11 protein-coding genes and 1 tRNA gene are annotated in these 16,787 nt (G+C 58.1%); 5 read left to right on the forward strand and 7 right to left on the reverse strand.

The genetic code is table 11. The features are described from left to right. Positions 1-14: 14 nt before the first annotated feature. From IPM61_00755 to IPM61_00770, 4 genes are all read right to left on the reverse strand, one after another. Positions 15-1,499: an inorganic phosphate transporter gene (locus tag IPM61_00755; protein ID MBK8909837.1), complete on the reverse strand. Its 1,485-nt coding sequence runs from the start codon at positions 1,497-1,499 to the stop codon at positions 15-17. 295 nt (positions 1,500-1,794) lie between these two features. Then, entirely contained in the window at positions 1,795-4,107 is a 2,313-nt protein-coding gene (locus IPM61_00760; protein ID MBK8909838.1) for a DUF4397 domain-containing protein, read from the reverse strand. A 104-nt stretch (positions 4,108-4,211) separates the two neighbouring features. Next, positions 4,212-5,111 carry a hypothetical protein gene (locus IPM61_00765; protein ID MBK8909839.1) on the reverse strand — a complete coding sequence of 300 codons (900 nt, stop codon included), beginning with the start codon at positions 5,109-5,111 and terminating at the stop codon, positions 4,212-4,214. 76 nt (positions 5,112-5,187) lie between these two features. Beyond that, positions 5,188-6,081: a hypothetical protein gene (locus IPM61_00770; GenBank protein ID MBK8909840.1), complete on the reverse strand. Its 894-nt coding sequence runs from the start codon at positions 6,079-6,081 to the stop codon at positions 5,188-5,190. A gap of 76 nt (positions 6,082-6,157) precedes the next feature. Between IPM61_00770 and IPM61_00775 the strand changes: the two genes are divergently transcribed. The 5 genes from IPM61_00775 to rlmN all read left to right on the forward strand — a co-directional run bounded on the left by IPM61_00775 (position 6,158) and on the right by rlmN (position 13,514). Beyond that, positions 6,158-6,241 (forward strand) — tRNA-Leu (locus IPM61_00775). Between the two features lie 437 nt (positions 6,242-6,678). Continuing rightward, positions 6,679-9,117 carry a DEAD/DEAH box helicase family protein gene (locus tag IPM61_00780; protein ID MBK8909841.1) on the forward strand — a complete coding sequence of 813 codons (2,439 nt, stop codon included), beginning with the start codon at positions 6,679-6,681 and terminating at the stop codon, positions 9,115-9,117. Between the two features lie 19 nt (positions 9,118-9,136). Beyond that, entirely contained in the window at positions 9,137-10,594 is a 1,458-nt protein-coding gene (locus IPM61_00785) for an SAM-dependent DNA methyltransferase (protein MBK8909842.1), read from the forward strand. After that, positions 10,591-12,372 carry a restriction endonuclease subunit S gene (locus tag IPM61_00790; protein MBK8909843.1) on the forward strand — a complete coding sequence of 594 codons (1,782 nt, stop codon included), beginning with the start codon at positions 10,591-10,593 and terminating at the stop codon, positions 12,370-12,372. The genes IPM61_00785 and IPM61_00790 overlap by 4 nt, the downstream gene beginning before the upstream one ends. Beyond that, positions 12,369-13,514: a 23S rRNA (adenine(2503)-C(2))-methyltransferase RlmN gene (gene rlmN, locus IPM61_00795; protein ID MBK8909844.1), complete on the forward strand. Its 1,146-nt coding sequence runs from the start codon at positions 12,369-12,371 to the stop codon at positions 13,512-13,514. The genes IPM61_00790 and rlmN overlap by 4 nt, the downstream gene beginning before the upstream one ends. 131 nt (positions 13,515-13,645) lie before the next feature. On the opposite strand, the gene IPM61_00800 is transcribed toward rlmN, so the two are convergent. The 3 genes from IPM61_00800 to IPM61_00810 form a co-directional block, all read right to left on the reverse strand. Continuing rightward, positions 13,646-14,188 (reverse strand): hypothetical protein, encoded by a 543-nt coding sequence (locus IPM61_00800; protein MBK8909845.1) that lies wholly within the window; start codon positions 14,186-14,188, stop codon positions 13,646-13,648. Positions 14,189-14,313: 125 nt separating this feature from the next. Next, positions 14,314-15,807 carry a bacillithiol biosynthesis cysteine-adding enzyme BshC gene (gene bshC / locus IPM61_00805; protein ID MBK8909846.1) on the reverse strand — a complete coding sequence of 498 codons (1,494 nt, stop codon included), beginning with the start codon at positions 15,805-15,807 and terminating at the stop codon, positions 14,314-14,316. Between the two features lie 152 nt (positions 15,808-15,959). Then, the gene (locus IPM61_00810) at positions 15,960-16,733 is read right to left on the reverse strand and encodes an endonuclease III (protein MBK8909847.1); all 774 of its coding nucleotides are present in this window, start codon (positions 16,731-16,733) and stop codon (positions 15,960-15,962) included. Between the last annotated feature and the right edge of the window lie 54 nt (positions 16,734-16,787).

Genomic DNA, 16,787 nt, shown 5'->3' on the forward strand with positions numbered 1-16,787 from the left:
GGAGAGGGGGAGGATTACACGAACAACCGGAACAGGAGATAGAGTCCGCCGGCCATCAGCATCGAGGCTGGGAGCGTTAGCAGCCAGGCCAGCGCGATTTTGCGAACGGTCCCGCTTTGCAGGCCGGCGCGGTTGGCCACCATTGTTCCGGCAACGCCGCTGGCAAGGACGTGGGTGGTGCTAACGGGCAATCCGGCCACTGCCGAAATCCCAATCGTGCTCATGGCCACCAGTTCTGCCGAGGCACCTTGGGCGTAGCTTAAATGCCCCATTCCAATTTTTTCCCCGACGGTGACGACGATCCGTTTCCAGCCGATCATGGTGCCAAGCCCCAGGGCGATTGCCACGGCCACCATCACCCACGACGGCGCGTAATCGGTGATTGCGCGGATGTCGCTCCGGTAATTTTTCACTGCGGCTTTGGCTTCGGGGGGAAGCGCAAGGTTCCCATTTTTTTCCGCCACGGCGATTGCGTTATCCACCCGCAGAACGCTTTTGCGGATTTCCCACCGCTGCTCCTTCGGCACATCTTTTGGCGTATCCTTCCCTTCCAACAATTTCCGGATCAACGCCAAATCCCCTTGCACCGTTGCCACCGTTGAGGCAGCGGCGGCAGTGGTGGGCGCGCCTTGCGGCGCAAAGCCAGCCTGCTGCACGCTTGCCGATGCTGGCAATGCCGGCTCAAGGATTACCCCTGCGGCAAAGGTCTGCTCCAGCTTCCGCACGGCGTTCAGGGTGCGCTCGGTTTCGGCGTGGGTCATGGCGGTGTTCAGGGCGTACTGCGCCGGAAGGATGCCGATCAGCACCAGCATAATCAGCCCCACCCCTTTCTGGCCATCGTTCGAGCCGTGGACAAAGCTGACACCGGTGCAAGTAAGAACAAGAAGAGCGCGAATCCAGAATGGCGGGGGGGCATCTTCGGCGGGTTTATCGTACAGATAGGGCTGGCGGATGGTCCGTTTCGATATCCAAAGCAAAACTCCGGCAAGGGTGAAACCGATCAAGGGGGAAATCAGCAGAGCAAGCCCAACACCTTCGGCTTTGCTCCAGTTGACACCATCGCCAAAAACATGGCCCGGGAGAAGTGAGTTTGCCAACCCAACCCCAAGAATCGCGCCGATCAGCGTGTGCGAGCTGGAAGCGGGAAGCCCTTTGTACCACGTCCCCAAATTCCACAGCACCGCCGACACCAGCAACGCCAGCACGGCAGCAAGCCCGCCGCCGGTCCCTTTGGTTATCAGCAGGTCCACCGGAAGCAAATGGACGATAGCAAGGGCAACGGCAATGCCCCCAAGGAAAACGCCAAAGAAGTTGCAGATACCCGACCAAACCACCGCTACCCACGGGCGAAGCGACCGGGTGTAGATCACCGTAGCAACCGCATTTGCGGTGTCGTGGAAGCCGTTTACCACCTCAAAGCCAAGAGCAATGAGCAGGCAGAGGATGAGCAGAAAGGTCTGGCCGCCACTGGTCAGGCCGTTGAACAGATCGAAGTCCATGCAGAAGTTCGCGCAAGTGAAGCCCGCCATGCCACAAGCAAATGCCACAGGCAAAGCAGAACGGTGCGCGAAATTAACATTGGGGAGAGAATAACGGTGTGGGAAGGGGCTATCAAGAGCGTTACTACTGATGACGGCGGCCAAATGCCCAGAATGGAGGCGCAGGCAAGGCGGATGGTTTCCGGCAGATTTTCGCGGAACGGATACGAAAAACTGATACGAACGGAACAGCGGGTTCCGCGCCGTAATGGTGCCGAACCCGCTGTTGTTGTTGTTGGTGTGGGGCGGGGTTGTTTTAGCGTGCGATTATCAGGTTATCGCTGGCAAGAACCTGGCCGTTTGCGGCGTTAATCATCACCCGGTAGAAACCGTTTGCCAGCCCCTCGGTCCCGATCACGGCTTGCTGGTCCCCGGCAGCGGCTGCGCGGCCAAACCGCCCAACTTCTTGGCCGAAGGCATCGAACAGCCGGATGGTGATTTCCGATTCCTTCAGCAAGCCGTAGCTAACCGTGGCGACGCTGGCTGCCGGGTTCGGGGTGATGCTCATCCCCGTCACCATTGCCCGGTCCTGATACACCGCCTGGATTGGCAGGCTGGTCATCTCAGCAAGGGGCTTCTGCTCGGCATCGTTGTTGTCCACCACAACGTTCAGCTTGAAATCGCCCGTGGTCACGCTTCCGTTGGCCACAATGGTTGCCAGCTGGCCACTTTCCACCGATCCGCGAGCGCGATAGAACACCTTCCCATCCTTCTTCAACTCCACCGTCAGCTGCCCAATGGGAAGCGGCAGATACTCGCTGAAGGCCTTGAACGCAACACCCGTCAGTTCCGATGATGCACCGGAAGCATCAGTCAGTTTCACGTCAACGGTTCCGGCATCTTCCGCCCCGTGGAGCAACCGCACCAGCCCTTTTCCGGCGGGCGTTGTCAGGCTGAAGGCACGGGTCAAGGCAACAGGCTGCGTTAGCCCGATTGCATAAATCGTGTAGGCGGAGTCGGCATTCAGCAGGGAGTTCGATTCAATCCCGACGGGGCTATCAATTCCTGCGCCGGCCAATCGGACTTTCACGTTGTGCGTGCCCGGGGCAAACGAGCGGAGCGCCGTAGCGTTCCGTGGCGACAGGTTAGCTTCGGCGGCTGGGGTGACGTTATCAACAAAGATGTCAACCGCAGGGACCGTTGGCGCGGCATGGACAATCCGCACCTTTGCTTCCCCTTGCGGGACGTAGGTGAAGGTGGCCATTGGCATCTGCGCAGCGTCGGCAGTTTCGTCAACGATCGTGAAGCTCAATTCCCCTTCGGTATCCTTCCGCCCGTTCAGCACCAGCGTAAGCATTTTGCCGGCAGGGATCACCCCCGTGGTGCTGATATACGTTGCACCGCCGCTGGAAGCAATGTCAATCCGCGTTGCGCCGGCGGGAAGCTCCATTGCTGGAATCAGCGTGCCGTAGTTAATGGCATCGCGGTTGACCTTGTTGTTGTTGGCATCGGTGATTTTAAGGTCCACAATGCCCGCACCAACGCCAGCGTGCAGAATCCTCACTAGCGATTTCCCCGCCGGCACGTTTACCGTTTTGCCACGGGCAAGCGTCACGACGCTGGTGGTGGTGGCCATGGAGCCAATCGGGACCAACGTGTAGATGGTGTCGGCACTCAGCTTCATCGCCATGGTTTTGAAGGTGGTGTCGCCAGGTTTCAGCGAAGGGGCAATCATCTTGATGGTGTGGTTTCCGTCGCCGGTGGTCATCAAGTCCGTGGCGTTGCGGTAGGTAAGGCCGGTGCCAAGCGCGGGGAAGATGTTATCCACGTAGAAATCGAGCGCGGGGCCATCGGGGACAAGGTGGGCAACGCGGAAGGTGGATTGCTTGTTCTCCAACAACGGGGTCATCTGGGCCAGCGGCATCTGGGTGTTGTCGTTGGTTTCATCAACCACACGCAACTTGAACTCCCCGGGAACCGCCAGCCGCCCCGATGGAACAATGGTGATGATCTGGTTTGCCGCAAGGTTGTACGTAGCGCGGTAGAACACCGGCCCACCGGCCTGCGACACCTCAACCGTGCACACGCCATTGGCATACGACTGGTAGCCGGTGAAGCGTTGATAATCAAGCTGCTGGGTGGTGTTCTTGTTCCCTTTGGCATCGGTGATGCTGATATCCAATTTGCCAGCATCGGAGGAACCGTTAATGAAACGAACCACGCCCAGCGCGTTGGTCCCAGCAACCACTTTATGGCGGCCAAGAATCACCTGCGAGATATTCAGCGGCTGATTAACGCCAAACAGATAGACGGTGTAGGAGCTATCCTTGACGATAGGATAGGAACGGGTGAAGATGGTGGTTGCCTGGCCGGCGCGGGTCATCTTCACTTCCCGGAAACCTTGCCCGGCCGGCTCGGTGATCTCCGTGACGACATACTTGGAGCCGTCGCCGAAGTTCATCGCGCTTTCCAGCGGTGTGGTTTCCTTGTTCCAATAGCAATCCATTGCCGGCCCACCAGGCAACAGATGAACAACGCGAACTTTTGATTGGGACCAGGCCATCGCCGGCATGATTGCCAGCATCAACGCCAAGCCCCACCACCGTGCAAACGGGGTAGGGAATTTCATGCTACACTCTCCTTCTTGGGATTGTTGAACGGATTATGCGTGATTGCAAATAGTGGATGCAGACCGATTTTCTGAGTGATATGACCCCCAAGCCCAAAGGAACGTTACCGCAGCATGGCACTGGTGAAACGGATCCCCACTTGGGTAACGGTTGAGCGTTGTGGGAAGTAGCGGGTTAGATCGTCGGCAAACCGCTCGATGGCAACGTATGGCCGCAACGTCCCAATTCCCCCCTTCAACCCAACGCCCGCCTCGCAACGGAAGCTGACCGACTCCGCAAGCGACCCACCTGGAACCGACCATGCCCCCCAACCGAGAAGATAGGCCTGGCCAGCCGTGCCAACCAAGTACGTTATTCGCCCCCCTGCGGTGATATTTCCGCTTGCTTCGGCAAGGCTGCGCCCGCCGTTGTTGGCCGGGAAACGATACTCCGAAGAAGCCGGATACCAGTCGGCACGGAGATAGGTAGAAATCGAAAGTCCGTTGAGCAGTTGAAGGTCTGGCAGTGCCACCGCAGCGTAGGGTCCGCTAAGAATAACCACCCGTTTGGCAATCGCCGTAAGGTCGGGGTCGTCCGAGTCCACAGGGTCCGAGTTGTCAACATCATGCTTGCACTGATGGATCCCCCCCAACTGCACGGTGACGCTGCCAAATTTTTTGGAGAGAGCCAACGCTTCTTCCCACCGGACCTGGCGCGGGTTGAAGCCGATGTCGTTCTTGGCATTGCCAATCATCTCATTGCCAAACAGCAGCGAAAGGGTGGCATCGGACCAGCGGTACAGTTCAATAAACCCGCCAGCTTTGATGTCCCACGCCACCTCACCATCGGTGGAGCCGTAGCCACGGTTCACCTCAAGGGTGATCCCCTGGTGTTGCAAAAAGCCAACGGCTGCTGCCGAATCAACGAATGGATCAAGCAGAACATCACGGGTAACCTGAAGTTGGGCAGCGGCAATCGCAACGCCACACAGCTGCGCAAGCAGCATCATGCACAATCGGACCATTGGGAACCTCCAGTTTTATTGCTGGACACGAATCCCACGAAGGGATAACAGCGGGCGCAATGGTCGCGGTTTTCTTCTAAAACCGATACCGAAAACTCGTCACCGGAAGCACCAGCGGGGCGGCGGAAAGGGCGATTCCGAAATCCGCCGAAAGATGCTCGTTCTGCAGCCGGATGCCAACCATCGAGACCGTGTTCTCCGGGCGCGAGAAATCGTTGGTGGCAATCTCCCCCACCCAGAACATATCGTCGCGACCGAAGGCCGGAGCGTCGAACCCGAAAGCCGCGCCCATTGCTCCTTGATAGTACAGGGTGAACTGCGTGGTGTCCTCCCCGGGACCAAGGATATTCACAGGGGCTTGCTCATCCCCCGCCGCTTTGTAGAAGATCATGGCCGAGTACCGCCCCGTCCCCAGCGCAAAGGTCCCCACGCCGTAGATATGCGCGTACGGGTGGTCCGTGGTGAAGAAGGTGTAGGTCCCCCCCACCGCGAACTCCATATCCTTCTCCCGCTCCACCGTAAACTTTGCGTTGACGTGATAAAGCTGCGATTTCAGCGAAACCGTTGGGACGATGGTTGCCCCCGCGTTGATGGTTGCCCCATATCCCAGCCCAAAGGTGGCATACAGGAACCCAAGCTCGTAGTTCGTCAAGCTAAACCCCGGTCCGGCTGGCGAGGCGGTCGGCATCAGGAAGTGCTGCGAGCGGTGCAGGTAGGTGTCGCGGGGGAAGGTGATGGGGATGAACTCCTTGATCAGGTTCTTCGGAACGCGGACGATATCGAACTCCGTCTTGATTTGGAAGGTATCGCCCGAGGCCACAACGTTCCCGCGGAAGCGATCCCCGCTTTCCAGCACGACGATGTACTCCAACTTATCACGCGGGACAAGGGGCGAGAACGTTTTGGTTTGCGCGGTGGCCACCGCAAGGCCCACCAGAAAAAGGAGTGCGCACGATAGGAGAAATTTCATGATACAGTTTTCCGGGTCTGAAAGCGTTTGGATTGGGTTAGACTGGCTTATATTTGCCCTCCCCGTTGGGGAAATGGCCCGGATGGCGGAACTGGCAGACGCGCTATATTCAGGGTGTAGTGTCCGTACGGACGTGCAGGTTCGATTCCTGTTCCGGGCACCCAGAAGCAAGATACGACGGCGAAGAGCACTCTTCGCCGTCGTTCTTTTTTTCACAGAGTACAAGGCGCAGTTCAAAGTGCCGAACCAGCCATAGCGTGCGGCCCCGGCAGCCGTCAGCATTCGTTGCCCCACCCATCCCTTCATGCAAAGCATCCACCGCGCAAGCCCGCTACCGCAGCCGCACCGCCTTCCCCAATTTTGCGAGAAGAGTTGCCCCCCGAACGACCCAAGCAACAGCAACCAACGAAAAGAATTGGGGCCGAGCCGCCAGGAAACCAAATCAGCGATTTATTTTCACGGCCTGCGGAATGCTTTCCAGAAGCTACGCCAGCTTCACACAGGCCACACAGCCCGCTTCACACCGTTGCCCTGCCTGTGGTGCGATAGCAAGTAGCGGCAACCTATCAACAACCCATTCGGATGAGGTGAATTGGCATGAGTGTTTTTGATAAAAAGTCCTTAAGCGAACGCGACATCTGCACCAAGTTTATCACCCCCGCGCTTCGGAAATGCGGGTGGGATGAACAAACCCAGATGCTGGAGCAATTCTATTTTACCAAGGGGCGCATCATCGTCCGGGGCAAACTTGTGAACAAGGGCAATGCCAAGTTTGCCGACTATGTGCTCTTCTACAAGCCGAACATTCCGGTTGCCATTATCGAAGCCAAGGACAACAAGCACGCCGTGGGCGATGGGATGCAGCAGGCACTGGATTATGCCCAGACCCTCAACATCCCCTTCGTCTTCACCTCCAATGGCGATGGCTTTGTTTTTCACGACCGCACCGGAAACAGCCCCCAGATGGAATCGGAACTTCCGTTGGATGGCTTCCCCACCCCTGCCGAACTCTGGCGGCGATACTGCGATTGGAAAGGCATCAGCCCCGAACAAGAAGCCGTGATCCTGCAACCCTATCACGACGGCAAGACCCCGCGCTACTACCAAACCAACGCCATTAACGCCACCATCGAGGCCATTGCAAAAGGCCAAAACCGTATCCTGCTGGTAATGGCCACGGGCACTGGCAAAACCTACACCGCATTCCAGATTATCTGGCGGCTCTGGAAGGCCAAGCAGAAGAAACGCATACTCTTCCTTGCCGACCGCAACATCCTGATTGACCAGACAATGGTGAACGACTTCCGCCCATTTGGATCCGCAATGGCGAAGCTCAGCACAAATGCAAAAACCATTGAGCGGGAGGATGGCACCCAGGTGGAACTCCCCACAGCACTCGATACCAAACGCCGCATTGACACCTCGTTCGAAATCTACCTGGGATTGTACCAGGCAATCACCGGCCCGGAAGAACGCGACAAACTTTTCCGCGAACTCTCCCCAGGATTCTTCGATCTTATCGTGATTGATGAATGCCACCGTGGCAGCGCCGCCGAAGATTCCGCATGGCGCGAAATTCTGGAGCATTTCTCCGGTGCTGCCCAGATTGGCCTGACCGCCACACCCAAGGAGACAGCCTATGTCTCCAACATTGAGTACTTCGGCCCGCCTGTGTACACCTACTCCCTGAAACAAGGCATCCGCGATGGGTTCCTTGCGCCCTACAAGGTCGTCAAGGTTCATATCAATGTTGATGTTCAGGGCTATCGCCCGGAGAAAGGAACTGTGGACCGGAATGGGGATGAGATAGAAGACCGCATCTACAACACCAAGGACTTCGACCGCAGCATCGTTATTGACAACCGCACAAGAATTGTCGCCAAGAAAATCACCGACTTCCTGAAGGAGAGCGGCGACCGGTTCCAGAAAACCATCGTCTTTTGTGTTGATACCGAGCATGCCGCACGCATGCGCCAGGCACTGGTCAACCAAAACGCCGACCTGGTGCAGCAGAACGACCGCTACGTGATGCGCATCACCGGCAACGACCCTATCGGCCAAGCACAGCTGGGCAACTTCATTGACCCAGAAGCAAAGTACCCCGTGATCGTCACCACATCGCGGCTGCTTTCCACCGGCGTTGATGCCCAGACCTGCCGCCTGATCGTCCTTGACCGCGAGGTTGGCTCCATGACCGAATTCAAGCAGATTGTTGGGCGCGGTACACGCATCCACGACGACACCAAAAAGTACTACTTCACCCTGCTCGACTTCCGTGGCGCAACCAACCATTTTGCCGACCCCGAGTTCGACGGCGAGCCAGTGCAGATCTACGAACCAAGCGAGGAGGACCCCATTGCCCCACCCGATGACGACGAGGCCGACGCCACCACCTACTCCACCGATGAGGAGGCCCGTATCATCCTTGACCCTCCGTTTGGCGGCGGCGGCGGCGGCGGCGTTTTCGAGAATCCGAAGATCTACGTGGATGGCGTGCAGGTCAATATCATCGGCGAGCGGGTGCAGTATATTGACGAAGGGGGAAAGCTGATTACCGAAAGCCTGCGCGACTTTACGAAGACCGAGTTGCGCAAGCGATTTGCCAGCTTGGACCAGTTCCTGAACCAGTGGAACGCCGCCGACCGCAAGCAGGCGATTATCGAAGCATTGGCCGCCGAAGGCCTACCGCTGGAACCGATTGCCGATGAAGTTGGCAGCAATCTGGACCCCTTTGACCTTATCTGCCACGTGGCATTCGACCGCCCAGCACTTACCCGGCGCGAACGTGCCGAAAACGTGCGCAAGCGCGACATCTTCACGAAGTATGGCCCCACGGCCCGCGCCGTCCTGGAAGCCCTCCTGCAGAAATATCAGGATGAAGCGGTCCTTGACTTCCACGACGTTCGTATCCTCCAGATCAATCCGTTCGATACCATGGGGACCCCCGTTGAACTGATCCGCCAGTTCGGCGCCCGCGCCGATTTCGAGCGCGCAGTCCATGAACTCCAAACCGCACTCTATCAAGAAGCAGCCTAATCAAGAAGCAGCCTAACCTATGTCCGTTCGCAATACCGTTAAATCCATCCAAGACATCATGCGCCAGGATGTTGGCGTTGATGGCGATGCCCAGCGCATCTCCCAGCTTTGCTGGATGTTCTTCCTGAAAATCATTGACGACCAGGACCAGCAACTGGAGCTGATGCACGATAACTACCGCTCCCCAATCCCGCCCCACCTTCAGTGGCGCGCTTGGGCCGCCAACCCCGAAGGAATCACCGGCGATGAACTTCTATCCTTCATCAATGCACAGCTGTTCCCGGGGTTGAAAGGGCTGGCCGGCACGGGCCAGCAGGGGGACCGCCGCCGCGTTGTCCGCGACGTCTTCGAGGATGCCTACAACTACATGAAATCGGGCCACCTGATGCGCCAAGTGGTGAACAAAATCAACGCCGTTGACTTCAACAACCTGGCCGAACGCCAACACTTCGGCGACATCTACGAACAGCTTCTGAACGACCTGCAAAGCGCCGGCAACGCCGGCGAATACTACACCCCACGCGCTGTCACCGCATTCATGGTGGACCGCATTGACCCCCGCCCGGGCGAACTGCTGCTGGACCCGGCTTGCGGCACCGGCGGATTCCTTACCAGCGCCATTCGCCAAATGCGCGACCGCTACGTCCGGAAGGTCCAGGACGAACAAACAATGCAGCAGGCACTGCGCGCTGTGGAAAAAAAACAGCTCCCCCACATGCTCTGCGTCACCAACATGCTGCTGCACGGAATTGAAGACCCCAGCGTTGTGAAGCACGACAACACCCTGGCCCGCCCCTACACCAGCTACACCGCCAGCGACCGCGTTGACATCATCCTGAGCAACCCACCCTTTGGCGGGCGCGAAGAAGATGGAATCGAGGGGAACTTCCCGAAGCATTTCCAAACACGCGAGACCGCGGACCTGTTCCTGGCCCTTATCATCCGCCTGCTGAAACCTACGGGCCGCGCCGCCGTGGTCCTGCCCGATGGCTCCTTGTTTGGCGAAGGCGTAAAAACACGCCTGAAAGAACACCTGATGGAAGAATGCAACCTTCACACCATCGTCCGCCTGCCGAACAGCGTCTTCAAACCCTACGCAAGCATCGGCACCAACCTCCTCTTCTTTGAAAAAGGGACCCCCACCAAGGAGATATGGTTCTACGAACACCGCGTGCCCGAAGGCCAAAAAGCCTACTCCATGACCCGCCCCATACGGATTGAACACCTGCAGCCATGCGTGGAATGGTGGGGCGGCGCCAACCGGCAAGGCCGCGTGGAAACCCCCGTGGCCTGGCGCGTTGCCGCCGCCGACGTGAAGGCACGTGGCTACAACCTTGACTTCAAAAACCCACACACCGTTGCCGACGACCACGGCGACCCCGAAGAACTGCTGGCACGCCTGGACAACGCCGAAGCAGAAACCGCCAAGCTCCGCAACCGCCTGAGCACGATCCTTCAGGAGGCATTGCTCCGATGAACCCCGAACAACTTCTTGCCCACTTCCACCGCATTGCCAATGCCACCGGCGCAATCCCACGCCTGCGCCAAACCATCCTGGACCTTGCCGTCCGCGGCAAACTTGTGGACCAACACCCCGATGATGAACCCGCAGCTGAACTCCTGAAGAAAATTCAGAAGGAGAAAGAACGGTTGGTGAAGAGTGGGGAAATCAAAAAGCTGACAACATTGCCTATCAATGAAAATGATGAGCCTTTCAACATCCCTAGCCAGTGGGTGTGGACCCGACTAGGAGATATCGGTGATTGGGGGTCTGGATCAACACCCTCTCGAGGAAACTTTGAATTCTTTGGTGGAGCGGTAACCTGGCTAAAGTCTGGCGAACTAAATGACAATCGCCAGTTAGTTGGTTCAGAAGAAACCGTCACTGAACTAGCACTTGCTAACTGCTCATTCCGGCAGAACCAACCTGGCGATGTTCTCATTGCCATGTACGGTGCGACAATTGGAAAAGTCGCAATACTTGCTGAACCGGCAGTCACGAATCAGGCCGTTTGCGGTTGCACACCTTTTTCAGGGATACTCAATCTTTATTTGTTCAACTTCCTTCTTTCTCAGAGAACGCAGTTTCAATTAGCAAGTGAAGGCGGTGCTCAACCCAACATCTCAAAGATTAAGATTGTTGGGTTTGCCTTCCCCCTCCCCCCCCTTGCCGAGCAGCACCGCATTGTTGCGAAGGTGGATGAGTTGATGGCCATCTGCGACGAACTGGAGGCCGCAGAGCAACAACAGGAGAACCAGCGGGACCGGCTGGTGGCGGCATTGCTGCAACGCCTGAGCAATAGCACCGACGCAACAACATTCCGCACCCATGCCCAATTCTACCTTGGCAACCTCCCACGCCTTGCTACCCGGGTGGAGCACGTGAAGCAGTTGCGCCAAACCATCCTGAACCTTGCCGTCCGCGGCAAACTTGTGGACCAACACCCCGATGATGAACCCGCAGCAGAACTCCTGAAGAAAATTCAGAAGGAGAAAGAACGGTTGGTGAGGGAAGGCAAGGCCAAGAAACAGGATTCGGCATTAATGATACGGATGGACGAACACCCCTTTCCATTACCTACTGGATGGTGTTGGACCCGATTAGCTACGATTAGTCAAAAGATCCATTATGGATATACGGCATCAGCGAATCGCTCTCTCACTGAAGTCCGACTTTTGAGAATCACTGATATTCAGAATAATTCTGTCGTTTGGGATTCTGTACCCGGATGCGAAATCTCTAAGTCTGAGGTTAATCAATACAGACTTGAGCAAGGTGATATCCTGATTGCACGAACAGGAGGAACAATCGGAAAGACATTCCTTGTTAGGGAAATACCAGTCATAGCAGTGTTTGCGTCGTATTTGATTCGAGTGCAGGGGTCGTCTTTGATATATGACCAATATCTCAAGTTATTCCTTGAGTCACCACTCTATTGGAAGCAATTACAGGACGGGGCAAGAGGAGGTGGTCAACCAAATGTCAATGGGCAAACGCTTGGCCGTATGATCGTTGCCCTCCCCCCCCTTGCCGAGCAGCACCGCATTGTTGCGAAGGTGGATGAGTTGATGGCCATCTGCGACGAACTGGAGGCACAGCTTACCGCCGCCGAAACCGAGCGGAGCCGCTTGCTGGAGGCAATCCTTCACAAGGCATTGGCGGCGGCATCCACCACACCCCAGCAGAAAGGGGCACGCCGCCACGCACGCGGGGGGCAGCTTGCACTTACCCTATCCGAACTACACCAGCCATGAAACCTGCTCCTTTCTCCATATCGCTTACGGCTTCCGATGGGACCCAACGGCAATCGCTGCTGGGAATGGACCTATCGGAGCTGGCCACGTTTTTTGCCGGCATCGGCGAAGCGGAGTTCCGCGCCAAACAGGTGTACCAGTGGGCCTACCGCCGCCACGTGCCGGACGTTGCCAACATCACCAGCCTTAGCCGCCAGCTTCGCGCACGCCTTGCCGAAACCGCCACGCTCCGCACGCTAACCCTTGCCGACCAACAAACCAGCAGCGATGGGACCATCAAGTTCCTGTTCCGCACCCACGACGGCTTCAACATCGAGTCGGTCCTGATCCCCAGCGAGGCCCGCGACGACCAGGAAGAACCGAAACGCCGCACCATCTGCATCTCCACCCAAGTTGGTTGCCCGCTTGATTGCAAGTTCTGCGCAACCGCTTCGATGAAGCTGAAACGGAATTTGGCGGCGGGTGAGATTATCGAGCAGTTCCTGCGGGTCCAGGAGGCTGCCGGGCAGAAGATCACGAACATCGTGTTTATGGGAATGGGGGAGCCGATGCTGAACTACGACGCGGTGTTCCGCGCGGTGGCGTTGTTCACCGCGCCGGAGAACGATCTGGTTCCGGCTTCGCGCATCACCATCTCCACCTCGGGCTTGGTGGAAGGGATCCGGCGAATGGCCGACGCGGGGGAGAAGATCAAGCTGGCAATCTCGTTGCACGCCTCCACCAACGGGCTGCGGAGCGAGCTGATGCCGATCAACCGGCGGCATGATTTGACGGAGGTGATGGACGCAGTGGAGTACTACTACCGCAAAACCCGAAGGCCGGTCACGTTTGAGTATATCCTGTTCGAGGGATTGAACGACACCGAGGAGGACGCACGCCGGATTGCGAAGCTGACGCGGCGGGTCCCCACCAAGGTGAACATCATCCCGTTCCACAGCATCAACTTCACCAACCCCACCGGAATCTCGGCGCGGCTGCACCCAACCACCCGCCAGCAGTTCGACAATTTTGTGGCGATGCTCCGCGCCCACGACGTTCAAGTGATGGTCCGCTCAAGCTCCGGCCAAGACATCGAAGCAGCCTGCGGCCAGCTGGCAGTGAAGCATGGGAACGTGACGCTGAAGGAGGATGCGGGGGGGTGAAGGTGCTAGCTTTCATAGCCACTCAACACCTCTTCTCGTCACCTTGATACGGGATTTTACGCCCGTTATTCTTCGGCTGATTGAAAGTTTTCCCCTCGGCTGATTGAAAGTCTGGCTTTCCCTCCACAACGCTAATGCCCGAAAAAAGACTCGATTTTCACGGTTGAAGTCAATGCGAATGTCCGGGTTTCGGCAATGGTGAGTGTGGTGTCGGCGGGAAGATTGCGAAGGCGGAGATTGAGCACCACCAGCAGTTGCTGGCAGTCGCCGCGCTGGAATTGCTGGACGATGGTGTAACGTGGGTCGCGGAAGATGGAGGCCTGGGGAAGCTCCATGTAGCCATGCTTCAACGTTGTGTCGGAAACCCCGGGAGCAATCTGCCAGGAGAATAACTCATAGTTGAAGATGCGTGGCAGAGGCTGGTTGCCAGGGGCGCAACGGACTTGCACCACGCAATCCTCCACCCTGAATTGCTGCGGGAAGGTTGCGTTCATTTCGGTGCTTACCGTCATCCGGCCACGGACTTCTGGGCGCACCGTCATTGTGCAGGTAAGGCCTTCGTCCTGGTACACCATCACCCTGCTGGATTGGCTTTCCGGCTCAACAAAAGAATACTTCCGAACAGGAAGGCAGGAGCAGAGAACCACAGCAAGCAACAACGGAAGAACACGCATGGCAGAGAATAGGCTTGGATGGACCGAATTGGATGAGCCAAGATGGACACCACCACCACCAGACATCCAGGGCGCAACGAACCGAACCATTGCGCCCCTTCTTCATTCGGCACTCCATCGGCTTCTCACAGATCCATCAGCTGCATCAGCCCCTCCCCTGCCTGAAGCTGGCCAAGCATGGCGCGGAATCCATCCAACCCGAATTTGTTGATGAAGTAGATCGGGTTCAGGAAACGCTCCTGCAACGCTCCGTCGGGAAGGACCAGCGTTTGCGCAGCGGTTAGGCGGTCCGCCTCGGTTTGCTCCCGCTTCTTCAGCGCGGACCGCAGCCGCTTGCTGAAGTCATCGAACTGCTTCCGGGCGGCGGTGGCGGCGGCCCCCAAGGCCCCTTTCAGCGAGGCATCAATCTCACCAGCAATCCCCACAAGCTCTTGCTCGGCATCGTTTACCAGAGCCAACGCACGTTCGGCGGCGGCGTGAAGTTGGTCGTTCAGCTGGCCATCCATCAGCGCGGTTGCGGGGTCGAACGCTGGGTTCAGCAACTCCTGAATCCCCCACCGCCCCTGCTCAACAATCCGCCTCACTTTCGGCTCGATCAGCGTGGCGAACGGGCGCGGGATCACTGTCGGTTCCTCCACCCCAAACAGCCTGTAGAGCTGGTTCACCTGGCGTTGGTAGGCAAGCTCCGTCGGCCCGCCGATGTAGATCGTCGTTGGCAAGATTCCATCCTGGATGATTGGCCGCAACGCAACGTTTGGCGACAGCCGCTCCGGCGCGGTGGCGGCAATCTGGCGTAGCTCGGCTTCGGAAATCCATTCCTCCGTCCCTTTTATCCGGTAGCCTTCCCCCCCCTGCGGCTCCAGCCCGCGCCGTTCCCCGTTGTGGGTCAGGAACAGCATCCCTGGCTTCGGCTCGATTGGCGTTGATATTCCCGATGCGCGCAACGATTCGGTGGATTTGGAAAGCGCCGCAAACGCCGCGTCGCGCTCGGTGATTGCTGCGGCGAACAGATCGCCAGCAAGCCGTTTCAGCGGGGCCGAGCGGGAGTTCAGCAGGACGATGGGAACGTCGCCAGCAATCGCGTAGAATGCGCGGGCAAAGCCGTCGGCAAGGGTTTCGCCCGGGCGGTAGCTGTCGGTCAGCAATCCGATTGCTGCGTCGGAGAAATCGGTTGGAAGAAGGTGTTGGCGCAAAGATTCAGCAAGCGCCAGCAAGCCTTCCTGGCTCACCACGCGGTCGCCAACATGGAGCGGGCGCGGGTCGCCGTCGTCGTAGCGAAGCATGGCCGGTTTTCCGGCGCGGTCCAGCACCCCAACCGCGCTGGCTTCGGCGAAATCGTGGTCGTCGGCTTCAATCCAGAAGACCGGGACGAACTGATAGTCCGGCCTCCTCCCCTGGATTACCGCCCCCATTGCTTTGTAGATAGAGTAGAGCGGGCCGGTCAGCAGCCCGGCTTGTTGCCCCGTCACCACGGCGTAGGCGTTCGGCTGGCGAAGCCGTTCGGCGGCGGCAATCGCTTGCGGCGGGGCATTCCAGCGGTGCAGATCGGCAAGGAGCGCGTCGGCAAGGATGGCGCGGTGTTCCGGGGTGAATCGGGAGAGGTTGCGAAGTACGATCATCCGAGCATCTATGGGCTCCCTCAGTCCCGACGTTTCAAACTGTGGGAGCCGTAGGAGCGGAATGTGGGTTGGCATGGTTATGAGCTATGAGTTGTGGTTTGCGAATTGCGCTTGTGAGTTGCCGAGCGGGAGCAGTTGACGATTGATAGCCATCAGTGGTGTGGGCGAAGGATGTCGGAGAGAAGAATATCGCCACTTACAGGATTGGGTCCGGGCTGGGCAGCGGCAGCAATGGCTTCGCGTTCGGGCCATTGGCACAGCTGATAGAGTGGGCAGTGGAAGCAGTGCGGGCGTTGGGCTTTGCAGACCCACCGGCCAAATCGGATCAGGTCAACATGGAACTGCACGGCGGCGTTCTTGGGAAGCAGCGGGCGCAGCGCGTGGAAGGTGGCATCGGCGGTTCGGGCGTGGACGATCCCGAGGCGATTGGCCACGCGGTGGACGTGGGTATCCACCGCGCAAACGTCGCGGCCCAGGGCGAACATCAGAACGCAGCTTGCGGTTTTCAGGCCAACGCCGGGAATGGAGGTGAGTTCGGCAAGCACGGCATCATCATCAAGGTCCGCAAAGGTGTCGGAAAAGGTGATGGAGTCTAGATTGCCATGCCGTTGGCGCAGGGCCCGCAAGGCGTTCAGGATTGTTCGGGATTTCTGTTCGGCCAGCCCCCCAACGCGGATTGCTGCGGCAAGCTCACCCTGGTCCGCCTGGGCAAGTTGGTCCCACGATTCCCACGTGACGCGCAGCTGGCGGTAGGCGCGCTCGCTGTTCCGGTCCGAAGTGTTTTGCGAAAGGATGGTGGCCACCAACGTCTCCACCACCGAAACGGGATGGAAAAGGTACGGCTTGCCGATAAACGCCTTCAATCGGCGGGCAATGACAGCGGTTTGTTGCTTGCTGGTGCGGTGCGGTTGCGCTGGCTGCGGCATGGGGCAAACATAGCGCGGCAGAAGAATTCAGCTGGCCGATTCTGACAAATTGTC

The sequence above is a fragment of the Chlorobiota bacterium genome (genome assembly GCA_016710285.1).
Lineage (GTDB): Bacteria > Bacteroidota > Ignavibacteria > OLB7 > OLB7 > OLB7.

Coding starts and splice junctions, on each gene's coding strand:
- IPM61_00755 (MBK8909837.1), bottom strand. CDS start 1,499: ATGGACTTCGATCTGTTCAACGGCCTGACCAGTGGCGGCCAGACCTTT.
- IPM61_00760 (MBK8909838.1), bottom strand. CDS start 4,107: ATGAAATTCCCTACCCCGTTTGCACGGTGGTGGGGCTTGGCGTTGATG.
- IPM61_00765 (MBK8909839.1), bottom strand. CDS start 5,111: ATGGTCCGATTGTGCATGATGCTGCTTGCGCAGCTGTGTGGCGTTGCG.
- IPM61_00770 (MBK8909840.1), bottom strand. CDS start 6,081: ATGAAATTTCTCCTATCGTGCGCACTCCTTTTTCTGGTGGGCCTTGCG.
- IPM61_00780 (MBK8909841.1), top strand. CDS start 6,679: ATGAGTGTTTTTGATAAAAAGTCCTTAAGCGAACGCGACATCTGCACC.
- IPM61_00785 (MBK8909842.1), top strand. CDS start 9,137: ATGTCCGTTCGCAATACCGTTAAATCCATCCAAGACATCATGCGCCAG.
- IPM61_00790 (MBK8909843.1), top strand. CDS start 10,591: ATGAACCCCGAACAACTTCTTGCCCACTTCCACCGCATTGCCAATGCC.
- rlmN (MBK8909844.1), top strand. CDS start 12,369: ATGAAACCTGCTCCTTTCTCCATATCGCTTACGGCTTCCGATGGGACC.
- IPM61_00800 (MBK8909845.1), bottom strand. CDS start 14,188: ATGCGTGTTCTTCCGTTGTTGCTTGCTGTGGTTCTCTGCTCCTGCCTT.
- bshC (MBK8909846.1), bottom strand. CDS start 15,807: ATGATCGTACTTCGCAACCTCTCCCGATTCACCCCGGAACACCGCGCC.
- IPM61_00810 (MBK8909847.1), bottom strand. CDS start 16,733: ATGCCGCAGCCAGCGCAACCGCACCGCACCAGCAAGCAACAAACCGCT.